Annotated in this window: 20 protein-coding genes; all 20 read left to right on the forward strand. The window is 62.6% G+C overall.

Translation table 11 applies throughout. The features are described 5' to 3' along the window. The first annotated feature begins 2 nt into the window (after positions 1 to 2). Entirely contained in the window at positions 3 to 1184 is a 1182-nt protein-coding gene (locus tag PAF18_RS00850; protein ID WP_271116760.1) for a helix-hairpin-helix domain-containing protein, read from the forward strand. Next, positions 1184 to 1411, forward strand: a complete 228-nt coding sequence (locus PAF18_RS00855) for a DUF5337 domain-containing protein (RefSeq protein ID WP_271116761.1) — start codon at positions 1184 to 1186, stop codon at positions 1409 to 1411. Before PAF18_RS00850 ends, PAF18_RS00855 begins: the two co-directional genes overlap by 1 nt. A gap of 7 nt (positions 1412 to 1418) precedes the next feature. Further along, a complete protein-coding gene (gene nuoF / locus PAF18_RS00860) occupies positions 1419 to 2714 on the forward strand; it encodes an NADH-quinone oxidoreductase subunit NuoF (RefSeq protein ID WP_271116762.1) in 1296 nt (431 codons plus the stop codon). Further along, complete coding sequence (locus tag PAF18_RS00865; protein ID WP_271116763.1) at positions 2714 to 3127, forward strand: MAPEG family protein; 414 nt, start codon at positions 2714 to 2716, stop codon at positions 3125 to 3127. Before nuoF ends, PAF18_RS00865 begins: the two co-directional genes overlap by 1 nt. 124 nt (positions 3128 to 3251) lie before the next feature. After that, a complete protein-coding gene (locus PAF18_RS00870) occupies positions 3252 to 3659 on the forward strand; it encodes a DUF5333 domain-containing protein (RefSeq protein ID WP_271116764.1) in 408 nt (135 codons plus the stop codon). A 10-nt stretch (positions 3660 to 3669) separates the two neighbouring features. Then, entirely contained in the window at positions 3670 to 5694 is a 2025-nt protein-coding gene (gene nuoG / locus PAF18_RS00875; RefSeq protein ID WP_271116765.1) for an NADH-quinone oxidoreductase subunit NuoG, read from the forward strand. Positions 5695 to 5703: 9 nt separating this feature from the next. Further along, on the forward strand, positions 5704 to 6501 hold the full coding sequence (locus PAF18_RS00880; RefSeq protein WP_271116766.1) for a YNQ4 family lipoprotein: 798 nt from the start codon (positions 5704 to 5706) through the stop codon (positions 6499 to 6501). Continuing rightward, complete coding sequence (nuoH, locus tag PAF18_RS00885) at positions 6494 to 7555, forward strand: NADH-quinone oxidoreductase subunit NuoH (protein WP_271116767.1); 1062 nt, start codon at positions 6494 to 6496, stop codon at positions 7553 to 7555. The genes PAF18_RS00880 and nuoH overlap by 8 nt, the downstream gene beginning before the upstream one ends. Before the next feature lie 5 nt (positions 7556 to 7560). Beyond that, a complete protein-coding gene (locus PAF18_RS00890; protein WP_271116768.1) occupies positions 7561 to 7731 on the forward strand; it encodes a hypothetical protein in 171 nt (56 codons plus the stop codon). A gap of 2 nt (positions 7732 to 7733) precedes the next feature. Beyond that, on the forward strand, positions 7734 to 8225 hold the full coding sequence (nuoI, locus tag PAF18_RS00895) for an NADH-quinone oxidoreductase subunit NuoI (protein ID WP_271116769.1): 492 nt from the start codon (positions 7734 to 7736) through the stop codon (positions 8223 to 8225). Next, positions 8222 to 8629 carry a carboxymuconolactone decarboxylase family protein gene (locus tag PAF18_RS00900; RefSeq protein ID WP_271116770.1) on the forward strand — a complete coding sequence of 136 codons (408 nt, stop codon included), beginning with the start codon at positions 8222 to 8224 and terminating at the stop codon, positions 8627 to 8629. The genes nuoI and PAF18_RS00900 overlap by 4 nt, the downstream gene beginning before the upstream one ends. After that, positions 8626 to 9228 carry an NADH-quinone oxidoreductase subunit J gene (locus tag PAF18_RS00905; protein WP_271116771.1) on the forward strand — a complete coding sequence of 201 codons (603 nt, stop codon included), beginning with the start codon at positions 8626 to 8628 and terminating at the stop codon, positions 9226 to 9228. Before PAF18_RS00900 ends, PAF18_RS00905 begins: the two co-directional genes overlap by 4 nt. A 103-nt stretch (positions 9229 to 9331) precedes the next feature. Beyond that, complete coding sequence (gene nuoK / locus PAF18_RS00910) at positions 9332 to 9637, forward strand: NADH-quinone oxidoreductase subunit NuoK (RefSeq protein WP_271116772.1); 306 nt, start codon at positions 9332 to 9334, stop codon at positions 9635 to 9637. Between the two features lie 3 nt (positions 9638 to 9640). Then, positions 9641 to 11818 (forward strand): NADH-quinone oxidoreductase subunit L, encoded by a 2178-nt coding sequence (nuoL, locus tag PAF18_RS00915; protein ID WP_271116773.1) that lies wholly within the window; start codon positions 9641 to 9643, stop codon positions 11816 to 11818. 1 nt (position 11819) lies between these two features. After that, on the forward strand, positions 11820 to 13403 hold the full coding sequence (locus tag PAF18_RS00920) for an NADH-quinone oxidoreductase subunit M (RefSeq protein WP_271116774.1): 1584 nt from the start codon (positions 11820 to 11822) through the stop codon (positions 13401 to 13403). A gap of 10 nt (positions 13404 to 13413) precedes the next feature. Next, positions 13414 to 14907: an NADH-quinone oxidoreductase subunit NuoN gene (nuoN, locus tag PAF18_RS00925; RefSeq protein WP_271116775.1), complete on the forward strand. Its 1494-nt coding sequence runs from the start codon at positions 13414 to 13416 to the stop codon at positions 14905 to 14907. Then, positions 14900 to 15652 (forward strand): biotin--[acetyl-CoA-carboxylase] ligase, encoded by a 753-nt coding sequence (locus PAF18_RS00930; RefSeq protein WP_271116776.1) that lies wholly within the window; start codon positions 14900 to 14902, stop codon positions 15650 to 15652. The genes nuoN and PAF18_RS00930 overlap by 8 nt, the downstream gene beginning before the upstream one ends. Beyond that, the gene (locus PAF18_RS00935; protein ID WP_271116777.1) at positions 15652 to 16431 is read left to right on the forward strand and encodes a type III pantothenate kinase; all 780 of its coding nucleotides are present in this window, start codon (positions 15652 to 15654) and stop codon (positions 16429 to 16431) included. Before PAF18_RS00930 ends, PAF18_RS00935 begins: the two co-directional genes overlap by 1 nt. Beyond that, positions 16424 to 18097, forward strand: coding sequence for a ribonuclease J (locus PAF18_RS00940; RefSeq protein WP_271116778.1), 1674 nt, complete (start codon positions 16424 to 16426; stop codon positions 18095 to 18097). Before PAF18_RS00935 ends, PAF18_RS00940 begins: the two co-directional genes overlap by 8 nt. Before the next feature lie 58 nt (positions 18098 to 18155). Beyond that, complete coding sequence (locus PAF18_RS00945) at positions 18156 to 18926, forward strand: bile acid:sodium symporter family protein (RefSeq protein ID WP_271116779.1); 771 nt, start codon at positions 18156 to 18158, stop codon at positions 18924 to 18926. Positions 18927 to 18946: the final 20 nt, after the last annotated feature.

Genomic DNA, 18946 nt, shown 5'->3' on the forward strand with positions numbered 1-18946 from the left:
GAATGCTGAAGAATGAATGCTCTCGGAATTGCTGGCTGGCCGGTGCGGTGGCCGGTTTGCTGGTGTGGATTTTCAACGGCACGTTTTTCGGCGGGCTCGCGCTTGGGCTGATTACCTTCCTCTTGCTCGGCAGCCTGTTGCGCTGGCTCATCTGCGAGGGGCGCGGCGGTGTTTATGAGGACAGCGAAGTCCTGACCGCCAAGCCTACGCATCCGGCGCATGAAGATGAGGGCGGCATTCTGGAACGGGCCGAGCAGGCGGTGGTCGACGCAGGTGCGGCGATTGCATCGGGCGCTGTGGCCGCGGTCGAGAAGGGTCGCGAAGCAATGCGCGACATGACCGATGACGACGATGATGATGATGACGACCGGACGCGGGATCGCGAAGACGACCGGAAGGACCGGGCGGCGCGCAAGGATCGCGATGACGACGATGACGACGATGACAGCTTGCTTGAGCGCGCTGAAGATCGTCTCGAACAGGCCGGCGACGCGGTAAAAGAGGCGATGGGCGCCATCGCCGCGCGCGGCAAGCAGGCTATTTCCTCATTGACCAGCAATGATGATCGCGATGAAAAAGCCGCTCGCGATGGAGAACAAGACCGGGCCGAGCGCGGCGCGGCGTCTCCCGCGGCTTTCCACGCCCCGCAGGCCGCTGAACCGGACTCGGGCGCGGGCGATCCCAGCGATCACGTTTCGCCCTCCGGCGTTGCTGCCATTCCGCCAAAGAAAACCGACGCGGAAGATGTGGGCACGTCCAAGGCTGATAAGCCGGCTGCGGCCACAGATGCAGCGGCGACTCAAGCTGATACGAAGACGCAAGGTGCCGAGCAAAGCTCTGCGGCGGAGAAGCCTGAGCCTGCCAAGCCGTCTCAGGCCGCGACCTCAACGCAAAAGCCTGCGGCGGCCCCCAAAACTGCCAAGGCGGACGATTCTACAGGCGACGATCTGAAGGAGATCAAGGGTATCGGACCGCAGCTTGAGAAATTCCTCCACGATAACGGCGTGACCAGCTTTGCCGAAATCGCCGGGTGGAGCGAGGCTGATATCGACAGCTATGCCGAGAAAATCGGGCGTGGTGGCGGGCGGATCCGCTCGGATGAGTGGGTCGAGCAGGCGAAGCTATTGGCCAAGGGCGGCTCGACCGAATTTTCGCGTCGCGTCGACAAGGGCGAGGTCTATTGATGGCCGAACGGTCCAGAGAGGATGTCAGTCAGCTTCGGCTCGCCGCGCTCGTGATGGCGGCGACGGCGCTGATCTGGCTGGCTCTGAACTGGGCCGGGCAGCGCTATGACTGGCCGCCGCAATACGCTTTTCTCGCGGACCTCGCCGCGATTGGTGGTTTTGTCTGGTCGCTGCTGGTGACCTGGCGTATCTGGCGGCGCGGGGCGCGGCCAGGCAAGGAAGGATGACGACGCAATGCTGAAGGATCAGGATCGCATTTTCCAGAACCTCTACGGGATGGGAGAGCGCAGCTTGAAGGCGGCGCAATCGCGCGGCTGCTGGGACGGCACTGCCGACATCATCGGCAGGGGGCGCGACAAGATCATCGAAGAGATGAAAGCCTCGGGCCTGCGCGGCCGTGGCGGCGCGGGCTTTCCGACCGGGCTGAAATGGTCCTTCATGCCGAAGGAATCCGATGGGCGCCCTGCCTATCTTGTGGTGAATGCCGACGAATCCGAGCCCGCGACCTGCAAGGACCGCGAGATCATGCGTCACGATCCGCATACGCTGATCGAGGGTTGCCTGATCGCGAGCTTCGCGATGAATGCCCATGCCTGCTATATCTATATCCGCGGCGAATATATCCGCGAGCGTGAGGCGCTCCAGCACGCCATCAACGAATGCTATGATGCCGGGCTGGTCGGCAAGAATGCCAGCAGCTCGGGCTGGGATTTCGACATTTATCTGGCCCACGGTGCCGGCGCCTATATCTGCGGCGAGGAAACCGCGTTGCTTGAAAGCCTGGAAGGCAAGAAGGGTATGCCCCGGATGAAGCCCCCCTTCCCGGCGGGGGCGGGGCTTTATGGCTGCCCGACAACGGTGAACAATGTCGAATCCATTGCCGTTGTGCCAGAGATCCTGCGGCGCGGGCCGGAATGGTTCGCAGGCTTCGGACGCCCCAACAATGCGGGCACAAAGCTGTTCGGGCTGACCGGCCATGTGAACACGCCTTGCGTCGTAGAAGAGGCGATGTCGATCCCGATGAAGGAACTCATCGATAAGCATGGCGGCGGCATCCGGGGTGGCTGGAAAAATCTCAAGGCGATCATCCCCGGCGGCGCCTCGTGTCCGATCCTGACGGCTGAGCAATGCGAAACCGCGATCATGGATTATGACGGCATGAAAGAGCTGAAATCCAGCTTTGGCACCGCCTGCATGATCGTGATGGACCAGGACACAGATGTCATCAAGGCGGTCTGGCGGCTGTCGAAATTCTTCAAGCATGAAAGCTGCGGCCAGTGCACGCCCTGCCGCGAGGGCACCGGCTGGATGATGCGGGTGATGGAGCGTCTGGTCACCGGCGAGGCGGAGGTCGAGGAAATCGACATGCTGCTGGACGTGACCAAGCAGGTCGAAGGCCACACAATCTGCGCCCTCGGCGATGCCGCGGCCTGGCCCATCCAGGGCCTGATCCGCAATTTCCGAGGTGAGATCGAGGATCGGCTCAAGGCGAAGAAAACCGGGCGCATGGGCGCCATGGCGGCGGAGTGATGGAGCATTTCGCCGAAATATATGCTCAGGCAATCGCGTCATTGGCCATTTGGCCATTGATTGTGCTTGTCTTGGCAAATGTTTCATCCAATGGGCGGAATGCTGAACTTTTGTCCGACTGCGGCAAGCCCAAGGCGGACTATATCAATGTGCTATTTAGACGCGAACGCGCATTCATGAACGCGGTCGAGGTCTCGGGTCCGTTTGTTGGCGCTACGGTCGCCGCTATTCTGGCTGGTGCGCCTCCATTCTTTGTAAATCTGGTCAGCGCCCTGTTCATCGTTCTGCGGGTAGCAATGGCGGTGGTCCATATCCGCAGCACCCGTCAGGGTCTGCGGTCCGCTCTTTTTGCAGCGGGCGTTGCCTGTATCGGTGCGCTTGCGATAATGGCTCTGGCTGGCGTGGTGCTCTGATGAGGTGCGCAAAACATAGTTGCCAGGTTGGTATGTCGCTCACATCACGCTCACCCCACCGTGTCGGGCTGTCGGGTGCTGGCCGTGATATGACCTCCTCCATAAGCAAATGGAGGCACGAGCCATGAAGAAACTGATCGCAACCGCCCTGACCGCCAGCATTTTTGCCGCCGCCGCGCCCGCGATGGCGCAGGCGCCGCTGAGCCAGGAAAAATACATCAACGACCGGCTGATCGCCGCGCGGATAGCCGACCGCGTCCGCCGCGAATGCCCGTCCATCGATGCGCGGATCGTCTATGCCTGGAGCCAGGCGCGCGCGTTGAAACGCTACGCCGAGAACCAGGGCTATAGCAGCGCCCAGATCGACGCGTTTCTCGACAGCGACACCGATAAGGCCCGGATCTATGCCGCGGCCGAGGAATATCTGACTCGCAATGGCGCGGCCAAGGGGGATGCCGAATCCTTCTGCCGGGTCGGGCGGAATGAAATTGCAAGCAAGTCGGTCGCCGGATCTCTTCTGGTGGCCAAGTAAGGACAACGACATGGCAGATCTGCGCACCATCAAGATCGACGGCAAGGAAATCGAGGTCGATCCGAACCTGACCCTGATCCAGGCCTGCGAACTGGCCGGCGTCGAGGTGCCGCGTTTCTGTTACCATGAACGCCTGTCCATTGCCGGCAATTGCCGCATGTGTCTGGTCGAAGTGGTCGGCGGGCCGCCCAAGCCCGCCGCCTCTTGCGCGATGCAGGTCAAGGATCTGCGGCCCGGCAAGGATGGGGAGCCATCCGAGATCCGCACCAATTCGCCGATGGTCAAGAAGGCCCGCGAGGGGGTGATGGAGTTCCTGCTCATCAACCATCCGCTCGACTGCCCGATCTGCGATCAGGGCGGCGAGTGCGATCTGCAGGATCAGGCCATGGCCTATGGCGTCGATTTCAGCCGCTACCGCGAACCGAAGCGGGCGGCGGAAGAGCTGAATCTTGGTCCGCTGGTCGAGACGCACATGACCCGCTGCATTTCGTGTACGCGCTGCGTCCGCTTCACGACCGAGGTCGCAGGCATCACCCAGATGGGCCAGACCGGGCGCGGCGAGGACAGCGAGATCACCTCGTATCTCAACGAGACGCTGAACTCGAATCTGCAAGGCAACATCATCGATCTGTGCCCGGTGGGCGCGCTGGTCAGCAAGCCCTATGCCTTCACCGCCCGCCCGTGGGAGCTGACCAAGACCGAATCCATTGACGTGATGGATGCGCTGGGCAGCAATATCCGCGTCGATACCAAGGGGCGCGAGGTGATGCGCATCCTGCCGCGCAACAATGATGCAGTGAACGAGGAATGGATCAACGACAAGACCCGTTTCGTCTGGGACGGGCTGCGCCGTCAGCGTCTGGACCGGCCCTATATCCGAGAAAACGGCAAGCTGCGCGCCGCGGAATGGGGCGAGGCGCTGGCCGCTGCCGCGAATGCGATGAAGGGCAGGAAGCTCGCCGGGCTGATCGGCGAGCTGGTCCCGGTCGAGGCGGCGTTCAGCCTCAAGCAGCTGATCGAGGGGCAGGGCGGCCATGTCGAGTGCCGGGTGGATGGTGCAAGGCTTCCGGCGGGCAACCGCGCCGCCTATGTCGGCACCGCGACAATCGAGGATATCGACGATGCGCAGATGATCCAACTCATCGGCACCAATCCCCGCACCGAGGCGCCGGTGCTCAATGCCCGCATCCGCGCCGCCTGGGCGCGCGGCGCACAGATCGGGCTGGTCGGCGAACCGGTGGATCTGACCTATGACTACGCCCATCTCGGCAATGACCGCGCGGCGCTTGAAGATCTTTCCTCCCGCGAGATCAGCGATGAAACGAAGGACAAGCCAACCCTGGTGATCGTGGGGCAGGGCGCCTTGCGTGAAGCCGACGGAGAGGCGGTGCTGGCGCATGCGATGCGGCTGGCCGGGAACAGCAACTCCCGGTTGATGGTGCTGCACACCGCCGCAAGCCGCGTCGGCGCGATGGATGTGGGTGCCGTCACCGACGGGGGGCTGGATGCCGCCATCGACGGGGCCGAGGTGATTTACAATCTCGGCGCGGATGAGGTGGATATCGATCCGGGCGCCTTCGTGATCTATCAGGGAAGTCATGGCGACCGCGGCGCGCATCGTGCCGACATCATCCTGCCGGGCGCGTGCTACACCGAGGAAAACGGGCTTTTCGTGAACACCGAGGGCCGTCCCCAGCTTGCGATGCGCGCCAATTTCGCGCCCGGCGTCGCCAAGGAGAACTGGGCGATCCTGCGCGCGCTGTCGGCCGAACTCGACGCGGCTCTGCCCTGGAACAGCCTTGCGCAGCTGCGTCAGGCGCTGGTCGCCGAAGTGCCGCATCTGGGCCGCATCGGCGAGGTCAGCGAAAACGAAGGGGCGGCGCTGGATGGTTTCGATCTCGGCAAAGCCGATTTCCGCTATGCGATCGCTGATTTCTATCTGACCAACCCGATTGCCCGTGCCTCGCCGCTAATGGGCCAGCTGTCTGCCATGGCCGCGTCGCGTGCTTCGGGCGACATGCTGGCTGCGGAATAGGATAGCGCAGTGCGGCGTGTTCTCATCATCGGTGCGGTAGCGGGGCTGCTGGTTTCTCTCGCCGGTTGCGGTGGCGAGGCGTCCTCGAATGGCGGGCTGTCGTCGCCGCCGCGCGCCAAGCCGGCGACGCTGCCGGTCCGGCTGGAAGGGCCGACCGAGGACACGTCGATTTTGGCAGGAGTCTCGACCCGCAGCGGCGAGTTGCTGATTCTGGAAAATGACGGATCGGTGTCGCGCACCGCCGTCGATTCCCCTCGCGGCCGCCAGACCATCCGCCAGGCGGATCAGGAAATGTTCAGCCTGACCGATGTGCTGGTCACAGATGAAACGATTGCCCTGGAGGATCTGCCGAAGCCGCCGAGCGCGCAGGATCTTGCGCTGGAAGCATTTGCGGCGCGCCGCGGCTCGGCACTGCCCGCGCGGATCGTTCCCGCTCCGGCTGAGGCGTTTCTCGGCGCATCGGTCAGGCCGGTGCAGAGCAGGGCGGGTCAGTCGATTTCGGAGCTGGTCGCGGTCTATGTGAAGCTCAGGCAGGGGGTGGACGGCAGCGCCGCCTTTGCCTATGCCACCTGCACGCTGGCTGCGTGGTCGACGACCACCGACACGCCCTATGCGCGCCATATCCGGACGCTGTCCAGTGAACGGGGCGGAGTGCTGACGGTGGAATCGATCTTCACCATGTCAGAATCCCTGCCATTGGGTTTGCGGGTGATGGAACGAGACGAAACCTTGCAGGATTGCAGGGCGAACGGCATTCCCGCCAGAGTGGTGGCGGGGCCTGTGGAAGGGACGGAAAAGAATGGCTGAATTCTGGGCATCTCCGTTGGGCTACGCCATTATCATGCTGGCGCAGGGCCTCGCGATCATCGCCTTCGTTATGGGCTCGCTGATCTTCATGGTCTATGGCGACCGCAAGATATGGGCGGCCGTCCAACTGCGCCGCGGCCCGAACGTGGTCGGTCCCTGGGGATTGTTGCAGACCTTCGCTGACGCGCTGAAATATGTCGTCAAGGAAGTCGTCGTTCCGGCCGGCGCCGATAAATTCGTCTTTTTCCTCGCCCCGTTCCTGTCCATGACATTGGCGCTCGTCGCCTTTGTCGCCGTGCCCTTCGGGCCGGGCTGGGTGATGGCCAACATCAATGTCGGCATCCTCTTCATCTTCGCTGTGTCCTCGCTCGAGGTATATGGCACGATCATGGGCGGATGGGCGTCGAACTCGAAATACCCGTTCCTTGCCTCGCTGCGTTCGGCTTCGCAGATGATCTCTTACGAGGTCAGCATGGGGCTGATCATCATCGGGGTGATCATCTCGACCGGTTCGATGAACCTGACCGCGATCGTCGAGGCGCAACGCGGCGCCGGGCTGCTCAGCTGGTATTGGCTGCCGCATCTGCCGATGGTGGTGCTGTTCTTCGTCTCGGCGCTGGCCGAAACCAACCGCCCGCCCTTCGATCTGGCGGAGGCGGAATCCGAGCTGGTCGCCGGGCATATGGTCGAATACGGCTCGACGCCCTATCTGCTGTTCATGGCCGGTGAATATATCGCCATCTATCTGATGTGCGCGCTGCTTTCGCTGCTGTTCTTCGGCGGCTGGCTGTCGCCGATCCCTGGCCTGCCTGACGGCGTGCTGTGGATGGTGCTCAAGATGTGGTTCTGGTTCTTCATGTTCGGCATGATGAAGGCGATCGTGCCGCGCTATCGCTATGACCAGCTCATGCGGATCGGCTGGAAGGTGTTCTTGCCGCTGTCGCTCGGCTGGGTGGTGCTGGTCGCGATCCTGGCCCGCTATGAAATCCTCGGCGGCTTCTGGGCGCGTTGGGACGTGCTCGGCCCGGTCGGTGCCGCAGTAACCGGAGGCTGATACAGATGTCGGACCAAACCATCGCAACCGCGCTTGCGAATGCCAGCGAGACCGATAAGGCTGAATTCGCCCATTACCTGGCGGATCATGCGCTAGACATCAACGATGCTTCGCAGATCCGCGCCATTGTCGCCGCGTTTGACCGTTTCGTGGCCGAACGACTGAAGGAGCGTTGAGCATGGCATTCGATCTCGCCCGCGCGACAAAATATTTCCTGCTCTGGGACTTCATCAAGGGGTTCGGGCTCGGGATGCGCTATTTCTTCGCGCCGAAGGAAACCATCAATTACCCGCATGAAAAGGGGCCGCTGTCGCCCCGCTTCCGCGGCGAACACGCGCTCCGCCGCTATCCCAATGGCGAAGAGCGCTGCATCGCCTGCAAGCTGTGCGAGGCGATCTGCCCGGCGCAGGCCATCACCATCGACGCCGAGCCGCGCGCCGATGGCAGCCGCCGCACCACGCGCTATGACATCGATATGACCAAGTGCATCTATTGCGGTTTCTGTCAGGAAGCATGCCCTGTCGACGCTATCGTCGAAGGACCGAATTTCGAATTCGCCACCGAAACTCGTGAAGAGCTTTTCTACGATAAGGAAAAGCTTCTTGAAAACGGCGCCCGTTGGGAAGCCGAGATCGCCCGCAACCTCGCCCTGGACGCGCCCTACCGATGAACGACGCTTTCAACCGCATGTTCCAGCAGATGCTCCAGCAGGGGCAGGAGATGGCGCGCTCGTTCAATCCGGCGCTGGAGCAGGTCGACACCAAGGCGTTCGAGAAGCTGATCCCGACCATGCCGGCCGATGTGATGGAAATGTGGTTTGGCAAGACCTTCAACCGCGAGGGGCTGGACGCCAAGACCCGTCTTCTGCTGACCATCGGGGCAATTACCGTGCAGGGCGCCATGGCCGAGCCACAGCTTCGCATGACCATCCGCCAGGCCATCGAGGCGGGGGCAACGAAGCGCGAGATCGCCGAGACGATCTATCAGATGAGCATGTTCGCGGGACTGCCCGCCATGCAGAAGGCGCTGGAAATCGCCGCCAGCAGCTATGACGACGAGGAGGACGGGGCATGATCGCCTTTGCATTCTATCTCTTTGCCACTGTCGCCTGTCTCGGCGGGTTCATGGTCGTAATGTCGAAAAACCCGGTGCATTCGGTGCTGTGGCTGATCCTCACCTTCCTCTGTGCGGCGGGTCTGTTCGTGATACAGGGGGCGGAATTCGTCGCCATGCTGCTGATCATCGTCTATGTCGGCGCGGTGGCGGTGCTGTTCCTTTTCGTGGTGATGATGCTCGATGTGGACTTCGCCGAGCTGCGCGGGGAACTGGCCAAGTTCCTGCCGCTTGGGCTGGTCATCGCCTTGGTCCTGCTGACCGTTCTCGCGATGAGCTTTGCCGGCTGGGAAAGTGCCGAGGGCAGCATCGACCGCCTGGCGGTCCCGATTTCGGAAAACACGGCCAACACGAATTCCATCGGGCTGGTGCTTTATGACCGCTATTTCCTGGCCTTCCAGCTTGCCGGGCTGATCCTGCTGGTCGCGATGATCGGCGCCATCGTGCTGACGCTGCGCCACCGTCGCGACATCAAGCGTCAGAACGTGCTGAAGCAGATGTGGACCGATCCGCAGAAACAGCTCGAACTGAAGGACGTCGAATCGGGGCGGGGGCTTTAAGCCGCCCCGGCGATGATGCAGAAGGCGCGCGGGACGCGCCCTTCGGCCAAGAACAAGACCGGGGCCAAAGTGCCCCAGAACACGAAGCGAGGGACGACGAGAGATGATCGGAACGACGCATTATCTGGTGGTGGGGGCGATCCTCTTTGTCACCGGCATCTTTGGCATCTTCGTGAATCGGAAGAACGTCATCGTCATCCTCATGTCGATCGAATTGATGTTGCTGGCGGTGAACATGAACTTCGTCGCCTTTTCGGCCCATCTCAACGATCTCGGCGGCCAGGTCTTTACGCTGTTCGTGCTGACCGTTGCCGCCGCAGAGGCGGCGATCGGTCTGGCGATCCTCGTCGTGTTCTTCCGCAATCGCGGCACCATCGCCGTCGAAGACGTCAACGTGATGAAGGGCTGAGGCATGGAAAAGATCATCCTCTTCGCACCGCTGATCGGGTCGCTGATCGCAGGGTTCGGCTGGCGCTTCATCGGAGAGAAGGCGGCGCAATACCTGACGACCGGCATCCTGTTTCTGTGCTGCCTGCTTTCATGGGTCGTTTTTCTGGGATTTGATGGCGAACCGCGCCACATCCCGGTGATGGACTGGATCGTCTCGGGCGATTTCGTCTCGGCCTGGTCGATCCGGCTGGACCGGCTGACGGCGATCATGCTGATCGTGGTGACGACGGTCTCGGCGCTCGTCCATCTTTATTCGATGGGCTACATGGCCCATGACGAGAATTTCACCGAGACAGAGAACTACAAGGCGCGCTTCTTCGCCTATCTTTCCTTCTTCACCTTCGCCATGCTGATGCTGGTGACGGCCGACAATCTTCTCCAGATGTTCTTCGGCTGGGAAGGGGTTGGCGTCGCCTCCTACCTGCTCATCGGCTTCTATTACAAGAAGCCCTCGGCGGGCGCGGCGGCGATGAAGGCGTTCATCGTCAACCGGGTCGGCGATTTCGGCTTCCTGCTCGGGATCTTCGGTCTTTGGTGGCTGACCGGCACGATTATGTTCGACGAGATCTTTGCCCAGGTGCCGCAGATTGCCGAGACGAATGTTCGTTTCCTGTGGGCTGACTGGAATGCGGCAAACCTGCTTGGCGTGCTGCTTTTCATTGGTGCGATGGGCAAATCCGCGCAGCTTTTCCTGCACACATGGCTGCCTGACGCGATGGAAGGCCCGACGCCGGTCTCGGCGCTGATCCACGCGGCAACCATGGTGACGGCGGGCGTGTTCCTTGTCTGCCGCATGTCGCCGCTGTTCGAATTCGCGCCCGAGGCAAAGCTGTTCATCACCATCATCGGCGCCTGCACGGCATTCTTCGCAGCGACGGTGGGTCTGGTTCAGAATGACATCAAGCGCGTGATTGCCTATTCGACCTGTTCTCAGCTCGGCTATATGTTCGTGGCCGCCGGGGTGGGCGTCTATTCGGTGGCGATGTTCCACCTGCTGACCCATGCCTTCTTCAAGGCGATGCTGTTCCTCGGTGCCGGCTCTGTCATCCACGGCATGCACCACGAACAGGATATGCGCCAATACGGCGGGCTCCGGAAGAAGCTGCCTTATACGTTCTGGGCGATGCTGATCGGGACGCTTGCGATTACCGGCGTGGGCATCCCGCTGACCCATCTTGGCTTCGCGGGCTTCCTGTCGAAGGATGCGGTGATCGAAAGTGCCTTCGTGGGCAACCAATTCGCCTTCTGGGCGCTGGTGATCGCGGCGGGCTTTACCAGCTTTTATAGCTGGCGGCTGATGTTCATGACGTTCTGGGGAAAGCCGCGCGGCGATCACCATACCCATGACCACGCGCATGAATCTCCCGCGGTGATGACCGTGCCGCTCGGTGTGCTGGCGGTTGGCGCGATCTTTTCCGGGATAGTCTGGTATGGCGATTTCTTCGGCGACCGGGTGAACCAGTTCTTCCATATCGCCAGCACAGAGGCGACCGAAGCTGAGGCCGAAGCCGTCGACAGCGCGGCCCCCGCCGAGAGCGCAGAGACGGCGTCAGAGACTGCCGTCGCCGAGACCACCGAGGCCGACCCTGCTGAACCTGCCGTCGAGGCCGACCCTGCTGCTGCCGAAGGCGAAGAGGCCGCCGCCGAGGGAGACCATGCCGAAGGGCTGAACACCGATGTGCCGCCGCCGGTCGGCGGGGCGATCTATATGCATCCGGACAACCACGTCATGCATGATGCGCATTACGTGCCGAGCTGGGTGAAGGTCTCGCCCTTCATTGCTATGCTGATCGGCTTGTTCACGGCCTGGATGATGTATATCCGCCATCCCGAGGCACCGGCCCGGCTGGCAGCCACGCAGCGTCCGCTTTACGAATTCCTGCTGAACAAATGGTATTTCGACGAACTCTACGACCGCGCTTTCGTGCGCCCCGCGCGCTGGCTGGGACGTTCGCTCTGGCAGGGCGGAGACGGCAGGGTGATCGACGGAGCGATCAACGGCGTCGCCATGGGTCTGATCCCGAGGCTGACGCGGTTCTCGGGGCGGGTGCAGTCCGGCTATCTCTTCCACTATGCGCTGGCGATGGTGGTCGGGATCCTCGGATTGCTGATCTGGGTGATGATGCGCGGGAGCATGTAAGATGACCAATATCCTCTCGATCATCACCTTTCTGCCGCTGATCGCCGCGCTGATCCTCGCCGTGTTCCTGCGCGGCGATGACGCTGCCTCGCGCCGCAACGCAAAATGGCTGGCGCTGATCGCCACGACAGCGACCTTCGTGATCTCGCTTTACGTTCTCTTCGGATTCGATCCGGCGAATACCGGCTTTCAGTTCGTCGAAAACCGGGCCTGGATCCTTGGGTTGCGCTATAAGCTGGGTGTGGACGGGATCTCGATCCTGTTCGTGATGCTGACGACATTCCTGATGCCGTTGACGATCCTGTCGACATGGGAGATCGAAACCCGCGTCAAGGAATACATGATCGCCTTCCTCGTTCTGGAAGGGCTGATGATCGGTGTGTTCGTCGCTCTGGATCTGGTGCTGTTCTACCTGTTCTTCGAGGGCGGTCTGATTCCGATGTTCCTGATCATCGGGATCTGGGGCGGGCAGAACCGGATCTATGCCGCGTTCAAGTTCTTCCTTTACACCTTCCTCGGCTCGGTCCTCATGCTGGTCGCGATGATCACCATGTATCGCGCGGCGGGCACGACCGATATCGTGCAGCTGCTCGAGTATGATTTCTCGTCCTCGCCGATGAGCTTCATGGGCTGGACCGTGTTTGGCGGGTTGCAGACGCTGCTGTTCCTCGCCTTCTTCGCCAGCTTCGCGGTGAAGATGCCGATGTGGCCGGTGCATACCTGGCTGCCGGATGCGCACGTTCAGGCGCCGACCGCCGGATCTGTGGTTCTGGCAGCCGTGCTGCTGAAGATGGGCGGCTATGGCTTCCTGCGCTTCTCGCTGCCCATGTTCCCGGTCGCGTCCGAGATCTTCCAGCCGGTGGTGTTCTGGATGTCGGCTATCGCCATCGTCTATACCTCGCTGGTGGCGCTTGCGCAGTCCGACATGAAGAAGCTGATCGCCTACAGCTCGGTCGCGCATATGGGCTATGTGACCATGGGCATCTTCGCGGCCAACCAGGTCGGCGTCGATGGCGCGATCTTCCAGATGCTGAGCCACGGCTTCATCTCGGGCGCGCTGTTCCTGCTGGTCGGGGTGATCTATGACCGCATGCACACCCGAGAGATCGACGCTTATGGCGGGCTCGTGAACCGGATGCCGAAATATGCGCTGGTGTTCATGTTCTTCACCATGGCGAATGTCGGCCTCCCCGGCACTTCGGGCTTCGTGGGCGAGTTTCTGACCCTGCTCGGCACCTTCCGCGAGAATACCTGGGTGGCGCTCGTCGCTGCGACCGGGGTGATCTTCTCGGCGGCTTATGCGCTGTGGCTGTATCGTCGGGTGACGCTGGGGGCGCTGCTGAAGGAAAGTCTCAAATCGATCACCGACATGACCCCGCGCGAGCGGTGGATCTTCGTGCCGCTGATCGTCATGACGCTGTGGCTCGGCGTGTACCCGCGCGCCGTTACCGACATCACCGGCCCGAGCGTCGAGGCGCTGCTGAACGACCACGAGGCCGCCATCGCCGGAATGCATGACGATCCGGCCGCCTATCGCGTGGCGGAAGCCACAGCCGAGGCCGATCCGGCCGAAGCCGAGCACTGAGAGGACCGACATGACTTCGCTTGATTTCACGATCATCATGCCGGAAATCCTGCTGGCCGGGTTCGCCCTGCTGGCCTTGCTGGCCGGGGCCTATTTCGGCAAGGACCGGCTCGCGGCGGGTCTGCTTTGGGCTACCGTCGCGGCATTTCTGGCGCTGTCCTTCTATGTCGGGATCGCCCGGCCCGTCGACGGCATGGCGTTCTTCGACATGTTCATCTCTGACGGCTTCGCCCGCTTCAGCAAAATGCTGATCCTGCTGTCCGCCGCCGCGGTGCTGGCGATGAGCGCGGAATATCTCGACCGTCGCGGCATGCTGCGCTTCGAGTTTCCCATCCTCATCGCGCTCGCGGTGACGGGCATGATGGTCATGGTCTCTGCCGGAGACCTGCTGACGCTTTATCTGGGGCTCGAACTGCAATCGCTGTCGCTCTATGTGGTTGCGGCGATGCGCCGGGACTCCGTGAAGTCTTCGGAGGCCGGGCTGAAGTATTTCGTTCTCGGATCGCTAAGCTCGGGACTTCTGCTTTACGGCACGTCGCTGGTCTATGGCTTTGCCGGCACGACCAGCTTCGTCGGCATCATCGACGTGGTTCAGGGCGGCGAATTGCCGGTCGGGCTGTTGTTCGGGATGGTCTTCGTCATCGTGGGGCTCGCCTTCAAGGTCAGCGCGGTGCCGTTCCATATGTGGACGCCGGATGTCTATGAGGGCTCGCCCACGCCGGTCACGGCATTTTTCGCCTCCGCGCCGAAAATCGCGGCGATGGCGCTGCTGGCCCGCGTGCTGACCGATGCCTTCGGCCGGGTTCCGGGCGACTGGGGACAGATCCTTGCCGTGCTGGCGGTGCTGTCAATGTTCCTCGGCTCGATCGCCGGGATCGGGCAGACCAATATCAAGCGGCTGATGGCTTATTCCTCGATTGCGCATATGGGCTTCGCTCTGGTCGGACTGTCGGCAGGGACCGCGCTCGGCGTGCAGGCGATGCTGCTCTACATGGCGATCTATGCGGTGATGAATGTCGGCGTCTTTGCCTGGATCCTGTCGCTGGAACGTGACGGGGTGCCGATGACCGACCTGGCCTCGCTGCATCAATTCGCGCGGGGCGAGCCGATCAAGGCAATGGCGGTGCTGGTGCTGATGTTCAGCCTGGCCGGTGTGCCGCCGATGCTGGGCTTCTTCGCCAAGTTCGGCGTCCTGATGGCGGCGGTCGATGCCGGGATGGCGTGGCTGGCGCTGCTCGGTGTCATCGCGTCTGTGCCGGCGGCCTATTATTATCTGCGCATCGTCTATTACATGTATTTCGGCAACGAGATTGAACCCGTGCACAGCCGTATAAGCGGTGCCGCCTATGCCATGCTGGTCGCTTCGGCGGTGGCAGTGGTGCTGGGTTCGATCACCATGTTCGGGATTGACGATGCGGCCGGCCGCGCGGCGGAATCGCTGATGCTCATAGACGGCCGCCCGGCGGGCGACACGGTTCAGGCCGTGAACGTCCAAATTGACTGATCTCGGGGAGTGGCCCGAGGGCGTTGCGCGGCATATCCTGCCGCGCAGCCCGTCGACCAACGCCGAGGCGCTGAAGCTTGCACCGAAGATCAGCGGAAAAGCCTGGATCGTGACACTGGACCAGTATCAGGGCCGCGGCCGACGGGGCCGGGGTTGGGCGATGCCGCCGGGCAATTTCGCCGGATCGCTGGCGCTGAAACCGCAGGGCACAGCTACGGAAGCGGCGCTTTACAGCTTCGTGGCTGCGCTGGCGCTTTATGATGCGCTGTCGGCGGCGGGCGGGCCTTCCGCGCGGCTGTCGCTGAAATGGCCCAATGACGTCCTTCTGAATGGCGGCAAGGTCGCCGGGATCCTGCTGGAAAGCGCAGGGCAGGGCGGCGAGGTCTCGGCGCTGGCCGTCGGGATCGGCGTCAACCTTGCCGCCGCGCCGCCGCGCGACCCCGAGGCCGCCTTTGCCCCGGTCAGCGTCAGGGAGGAAACCGGGATGACGATTTCGCCGGAGGATTTTCTGGACCTGCTCGCCCCGGCCTTTGCGCATTGGGAATCACGCCTGCTCCGAGAGGGCTTCGCACCGATCCGCGATGCGTTCCTGTCCCGCGCCGCCCGGCTGGGCGAGACCATCACCGCACGCACCGGAAATGCCGAATTCACCGGACGCTTCGACGGCATCGATGCCTGCGGCGCGCTGATCCTCACCACCGCCGGGGGCCGCAAATCGGTCCCGGCCGCAGATGTGTTTTTCTGATGCTGCTCTGTATCGACTCCGGCAATACGAATACGGTCTTCTCGATCTGGGACGGGGAACAGTTCCTGTCGCATTGGCGGATCGCCACCGATCACACGCGCACGGCGGATGAGTATTACGTCTGGCTGGAGACGCTGATCTCGCTCACCCATTTCGAGCTGGATATCGACCGTTGTATCATCTCGTCCACTGTGCCGCGCGTGGTGTTCAATCTGCGGGTTCTGTGCAATCGCTATTTCAATACGCGCCCGCTGGTGGTCGGCAAGCCCGACTGCCTGCTGCCCGCCGAGCCGCGCGTCGATGCCGGTGCGACGGTCGGGCCTGATCGCATCGTCAATGCCTGGGCCGCGCATGACCGCCACGGCGGCGAGCTGATAGTCGTTGATTTCGGCACCGCGACGACCTTTGACGTGGCCGATAGCAGCGGCGCCTATATCGGAGGCGTGATCGCGCCCGGCGTCAATCTCAGCCTCGAAGCGCTGCATATGGGGGCAGCATCGCTGCCTCATGTCGATGTCACGAAACCGGCCCGCGCCATCGGCACCAACACCATCGCCTGCATCCAGTCCGGCATTTTCTGGGGCTATATCGGCCTTGTCGAAGGCATCATCCGCCAAATTCGCGAGGAACGCGGGCTGGAGATGAAAGTTGTGGCAACGGGCGGGCTTGCCCCTCTGTTCGAGCAGGGCACAACGGTCTTCGACGGGATCGAGGACGATCTGACGGTACACGGGCTGCGGCTCATCTATGATTACAACACGGAGGCGGGCAATGTCTGACCGGCTTATCTATCTGCCGCTTGGCGGCGCGGGCGAAATCGGCATGAACGCCTATGTCTACGGCTACGGACCGAAAGGCAAAGAGCGCCTGATCGTCGTCGATCTTGGCGTCACCTTCGGGGACATGGACACGACGCCCGGCGTCGATCTGATCATGGCCGACACCGCGTGGCTGCAAGCCAATCGCAAGCGGATCGAGGCGATCTTCATCACCCACGCGCATGAGGATCATGTCGGCGCGCTTGGCCTGCTGTGGGATCGGCTGGAAGTGCCGGTGCATTGCCGAAAATTCACCGGCACGCTGGCCCGGATGAAGATGGAAGAGCGCGGCCTGCCCACCGATGCGGTGAAGATCCACGAGCCGCGCCCCAACGTGATCGACGCCGGGCCGTTCAAGGTCCAATTCGTGCCGATCAGCCATTCAATCCCGGAAAGCTCCGCGCTGCTGATCGACACCCCGGCAGGCCGCATCGTGCATACCGGCGATTTCAAGCTGGACGGCACGCCCGGCGTGGGCGAACCCTTCGATCCCAAGCTGTGGCACGACATCGCCCATGAAGAGGGCGGGGTGAAGGTGCTGACCTGCGATTCGACCAACGTGTTCAGCCCGCATCCAGGCCGTTCCGAGGCATTGCTGGCCAATCCTCTTCTGGATTTCGTCATGGCCCAGCCGAACATGGTCGTCGCCACGACCTTTGCCTCGAACGTGGCGCGGGTGAAGACGCTGGCCGATGCCGGTGTCGCGGCAGGGCGCAAGATCTGCCTGCTCGGCCGTTCGATGCGGCGCATGGTTCAGGTCTCGCAGGAAACCGGGGTGCTCGGCGATTTCCCGAACACGATCAGCCCGGAAGAGGCAGCCGACCTGCCACGCGAAAAGGTGATGCTGATCGTCACTGGCAGCCAGGGCGAGCGCCGAGCCGCCACGGCGCAGCTGGCGCGTGGCTCTTATCTGGGCATCCGGTTGAAGGAAGGCGACAGCTTCCTGTTCAGCTCGCGCGTCATTCCCGGCAATGAGCGCGGCGTGATCCGCAACATGAACCAGTTCTCGGAAATCGGCGTGGATGTCTATGATGCCGATGACGGCACCTATCACGTCTCGGGTCACGCCAACCGCCCCGATCTCGAGGCGGTTCATGACCTGCTGAAACCGCAGATGCTCATTCCGATGCATGGCGAGCACATGCATCTGCGCGAACATGCCGAAATCGCGCGCGACAAAGGCATCGCCTCGGTCATTGCGACGAATGGCAGCGTGGTGGACCTGACCGGCGCGCAGCCGCAGCTTGTCGATGAGGTCGAGACCGGGCGCATCTATCTGGACGGCAATGTGCTGATCGGTGCGATGGACGGCGTGATCCGCGACCGGATCCGCATGGCGCTGAACGGTCATGCGATGGTCAGCGTGATCGTCGACGAAAACGACAATCCCTTCCCCGATGCCTGGGTCGAGCCGATGGGCCTGCCCGAGCGCGGCCGCTCGAACCAGCCGGTCGCTCAGCAGGTGGAAGCCGAGCTGTCCGAGTTCCTTGAACGCGCCGATGCCAAGACCGTTGCGGACGATCAGAAGCTGGAAGATGCAGTGCGCAAGATTACCCGTCAGGTGACCATGGAAGAGGTCGGCAAGAAGCCCGAAGTGACGGTCATCATCAGCCGCCTCGCACCCTGAGGCGGCGGAACCTGCCGCGCCGCGGCGCCGTTGGCCCTGACATGAAAACGGGGCGGGCATGACGCAATTCTCTCTTATCTCGGCTCTGGCCGTGGTGATGTTCACCACCGGCCTCAGCCTGCGCGCCGGAGATTTTCTGCGTATCACCGTCATGCCGCGCGCCGTGGTGATCGGGCTGGCGCTTCAGATGGTGATGCTGCCGCTTGCTGCTCTTGGGATCGGCGCCGTTTCAGGATTGTCGGGCGATGTGCGAAGCGGGCTGATGCTGGCTGCTCTCGCCCCAGCCACGCTTGCAAGCCATGTGCTGGTCGGGCTGGCCGGGGGCCATATCGGTCTGGCCCGCAGCATGACGGCCTGGTCTTCGGTTCTGGTGCTCCTGTGGTCGAGGATGACCGGGCCAGCGGCGATGATGATCGCGATATTCGCCGTGGTGCTGCCATTGCTGCTCGGCATCGTTCTCGCTGCCCGCTTCCGCAGTCGCGCCACACGGATCGGTCGATTCGCGCCGGCGCTCAGCTCGGTGCTGATCGGGTTGCTGGTGCTGCGCGCGCTTTATCTCGGCTGGGGAGGCATCGACACGGCGATGCTGCTTGCCGTGGGGGCTTTGTGCCTTGCTGCGACCGGGCTGGGGCTGCTCGCTGCGCGGCTGGCGCTTGCCGGCAGCGGACCGACCCTTGCGATCAGCACGGGAATGCAGAATGTCGCCGTGCCGCTGGTGATCGGCGCCCTCGGCGCGACGCCGGAACTCGCGACCCCCGCCGCGCTCTATGCGATTGCCATGTATGTTCCCGCCATCGCCCTGGTCGCCATCGCCAGCCGGATGCGCTGAGCGCTTGACGGGCGCGATGC

Source organism: Paracoccus sediminicola, assembly GCF_027912835.1.
GTDB classification, from domain to species: Bacteria; Pseudomonadota; Alphaproteobacteria; order Rhodobacterales; family Rhodobacteraceae; genus Paracoccus; species Paracoccus sediminicola.

Excerpts from the sequence above, each read along its gene's own strand:
- nuoH (WP_271116767.1), top strand. The coding sequence starts at position 6,494 with ATGGCTGAATTCTGGGCATCTCCGTTGGGCTACGCCATTATCATGCTG.
- PAF18_RS00920 (WP_271116774.1), top strand. The coding sequence starts at position 11,820 with ATGACCAATATCCTCTCGATCATCACCTTTCTGCCGCTGATCGCCGCG.
- PAF18_RS00935 (WP_271116777.1), top strand. The coding sequence starts at position 15,652 with ATGCTGCTCTGTATCGACTCCGGCAATACGAATACGGTCTTCTCGATC.
- nuoI (WP_271116769.1), top strand. The coding sequence starts at position 7,734 with ATGGCATTCGATCTCGCCCGCGCGACAAAATATTTCCTGCTCTGGGAC.
- PAF18_RS00945 (WP_271116779.1), top strand. The coding sequence starts at position 18,156 with ATGACGCAATTCTCTCTTATCTCGGCTCTGGCCGTGGTGATGTTCACC.
- PAF18_RS00865 (WP_271116763.1), top strand. The coding sequence starts at position 2,714 with ATGGAGCATTTCGCCGAAATATATGCTCAGGCAATCGCGTCATTGGCC.
- nuoG (WP_271116765.1), top strand. The coding sequence starts at position 3,670 with ATGGCAGATCTGCGCACCATCAAGATCGACGGCAAGGAAATCGAGGTC.
- nuoN (WP_271116775.1), top strand. The coding sequence starts at position 13,414 with ATGACTTCGCTTGATTTCACGATCATCATGCCGGAAATCCTGCTGGCC.
- PAF18_RS00940 (WP_271116778.1), top strand. The coding sequence starts at position 16,424 with ATGTCTGACCGGCTTATCTATCTGCCGCTTGGCGGCGCGGGCGAAATC.
- PAF18_RS00855 (WP_271116761.1), top strand. The coding sequence starts at position 1,184 with ATGGCCGAACGGTCCAGAGAGGATGTCAGTCAGCTTCGGCTCGCCGCG.
- PAF18_RS00900 (WP_271116770.1), top strand. The coding sequence starts at position 8,222 with ATGAACGACGCTTTCAACCGCATGTTCCAGCAGATGCTCCAGCAGGGG.
- PAF18_RS00890 (WP_271116768.1), top strand. The coding sequence starts at position 7,561 with ATGTCGGACCAAACCATCGCAACCGCGCTTGCGAATGCCAGCGAGACC.
- PAF18_RS00850 (WP_271116760.1), top strand. The coding sequence starts at position 3 with ATGCTGAAGAATGAATGCTCTCGGAATTGCTGGCTGGCCGGTGCGGTG.
- nuoF (WP_271116762.1), top strand. The coding sequence starts at position 1,419 with ATGCTGAAGGATCAGGATCGCATTTTCCAGAACCTCTACGGGATGGGA.
- PAF18_RS00870 (WP_271116764.1), top strand. The coding sequence starts at position 3,252 with ATGAAGAAACTGATCGCAACCGCCCTGACCGCCAGCATTTTTGCCGCC.
- nuoL (WP_271116773.1), top strand. The coding sequence starts at position 9,641 with ATGGAAAAGATCATCCTCTTCGCACCGCTGATCGGGTCGCTGATCGCA.
- PAF18_RS00905 (WP_271116771.1), top strand. The coding sequence starts at position 8,626 with ATGATCGCCTTTGCATTCTATCTCTTTGCCACTGTCGCCTGTCTCGGC.
- nuoK (WP_271116772.1), top strand. The coding sequence starts at position 9,332 with ATGATCGGAACGACGCATTATCTGGTGGTGGGGGCGATCCTCTTTGTC.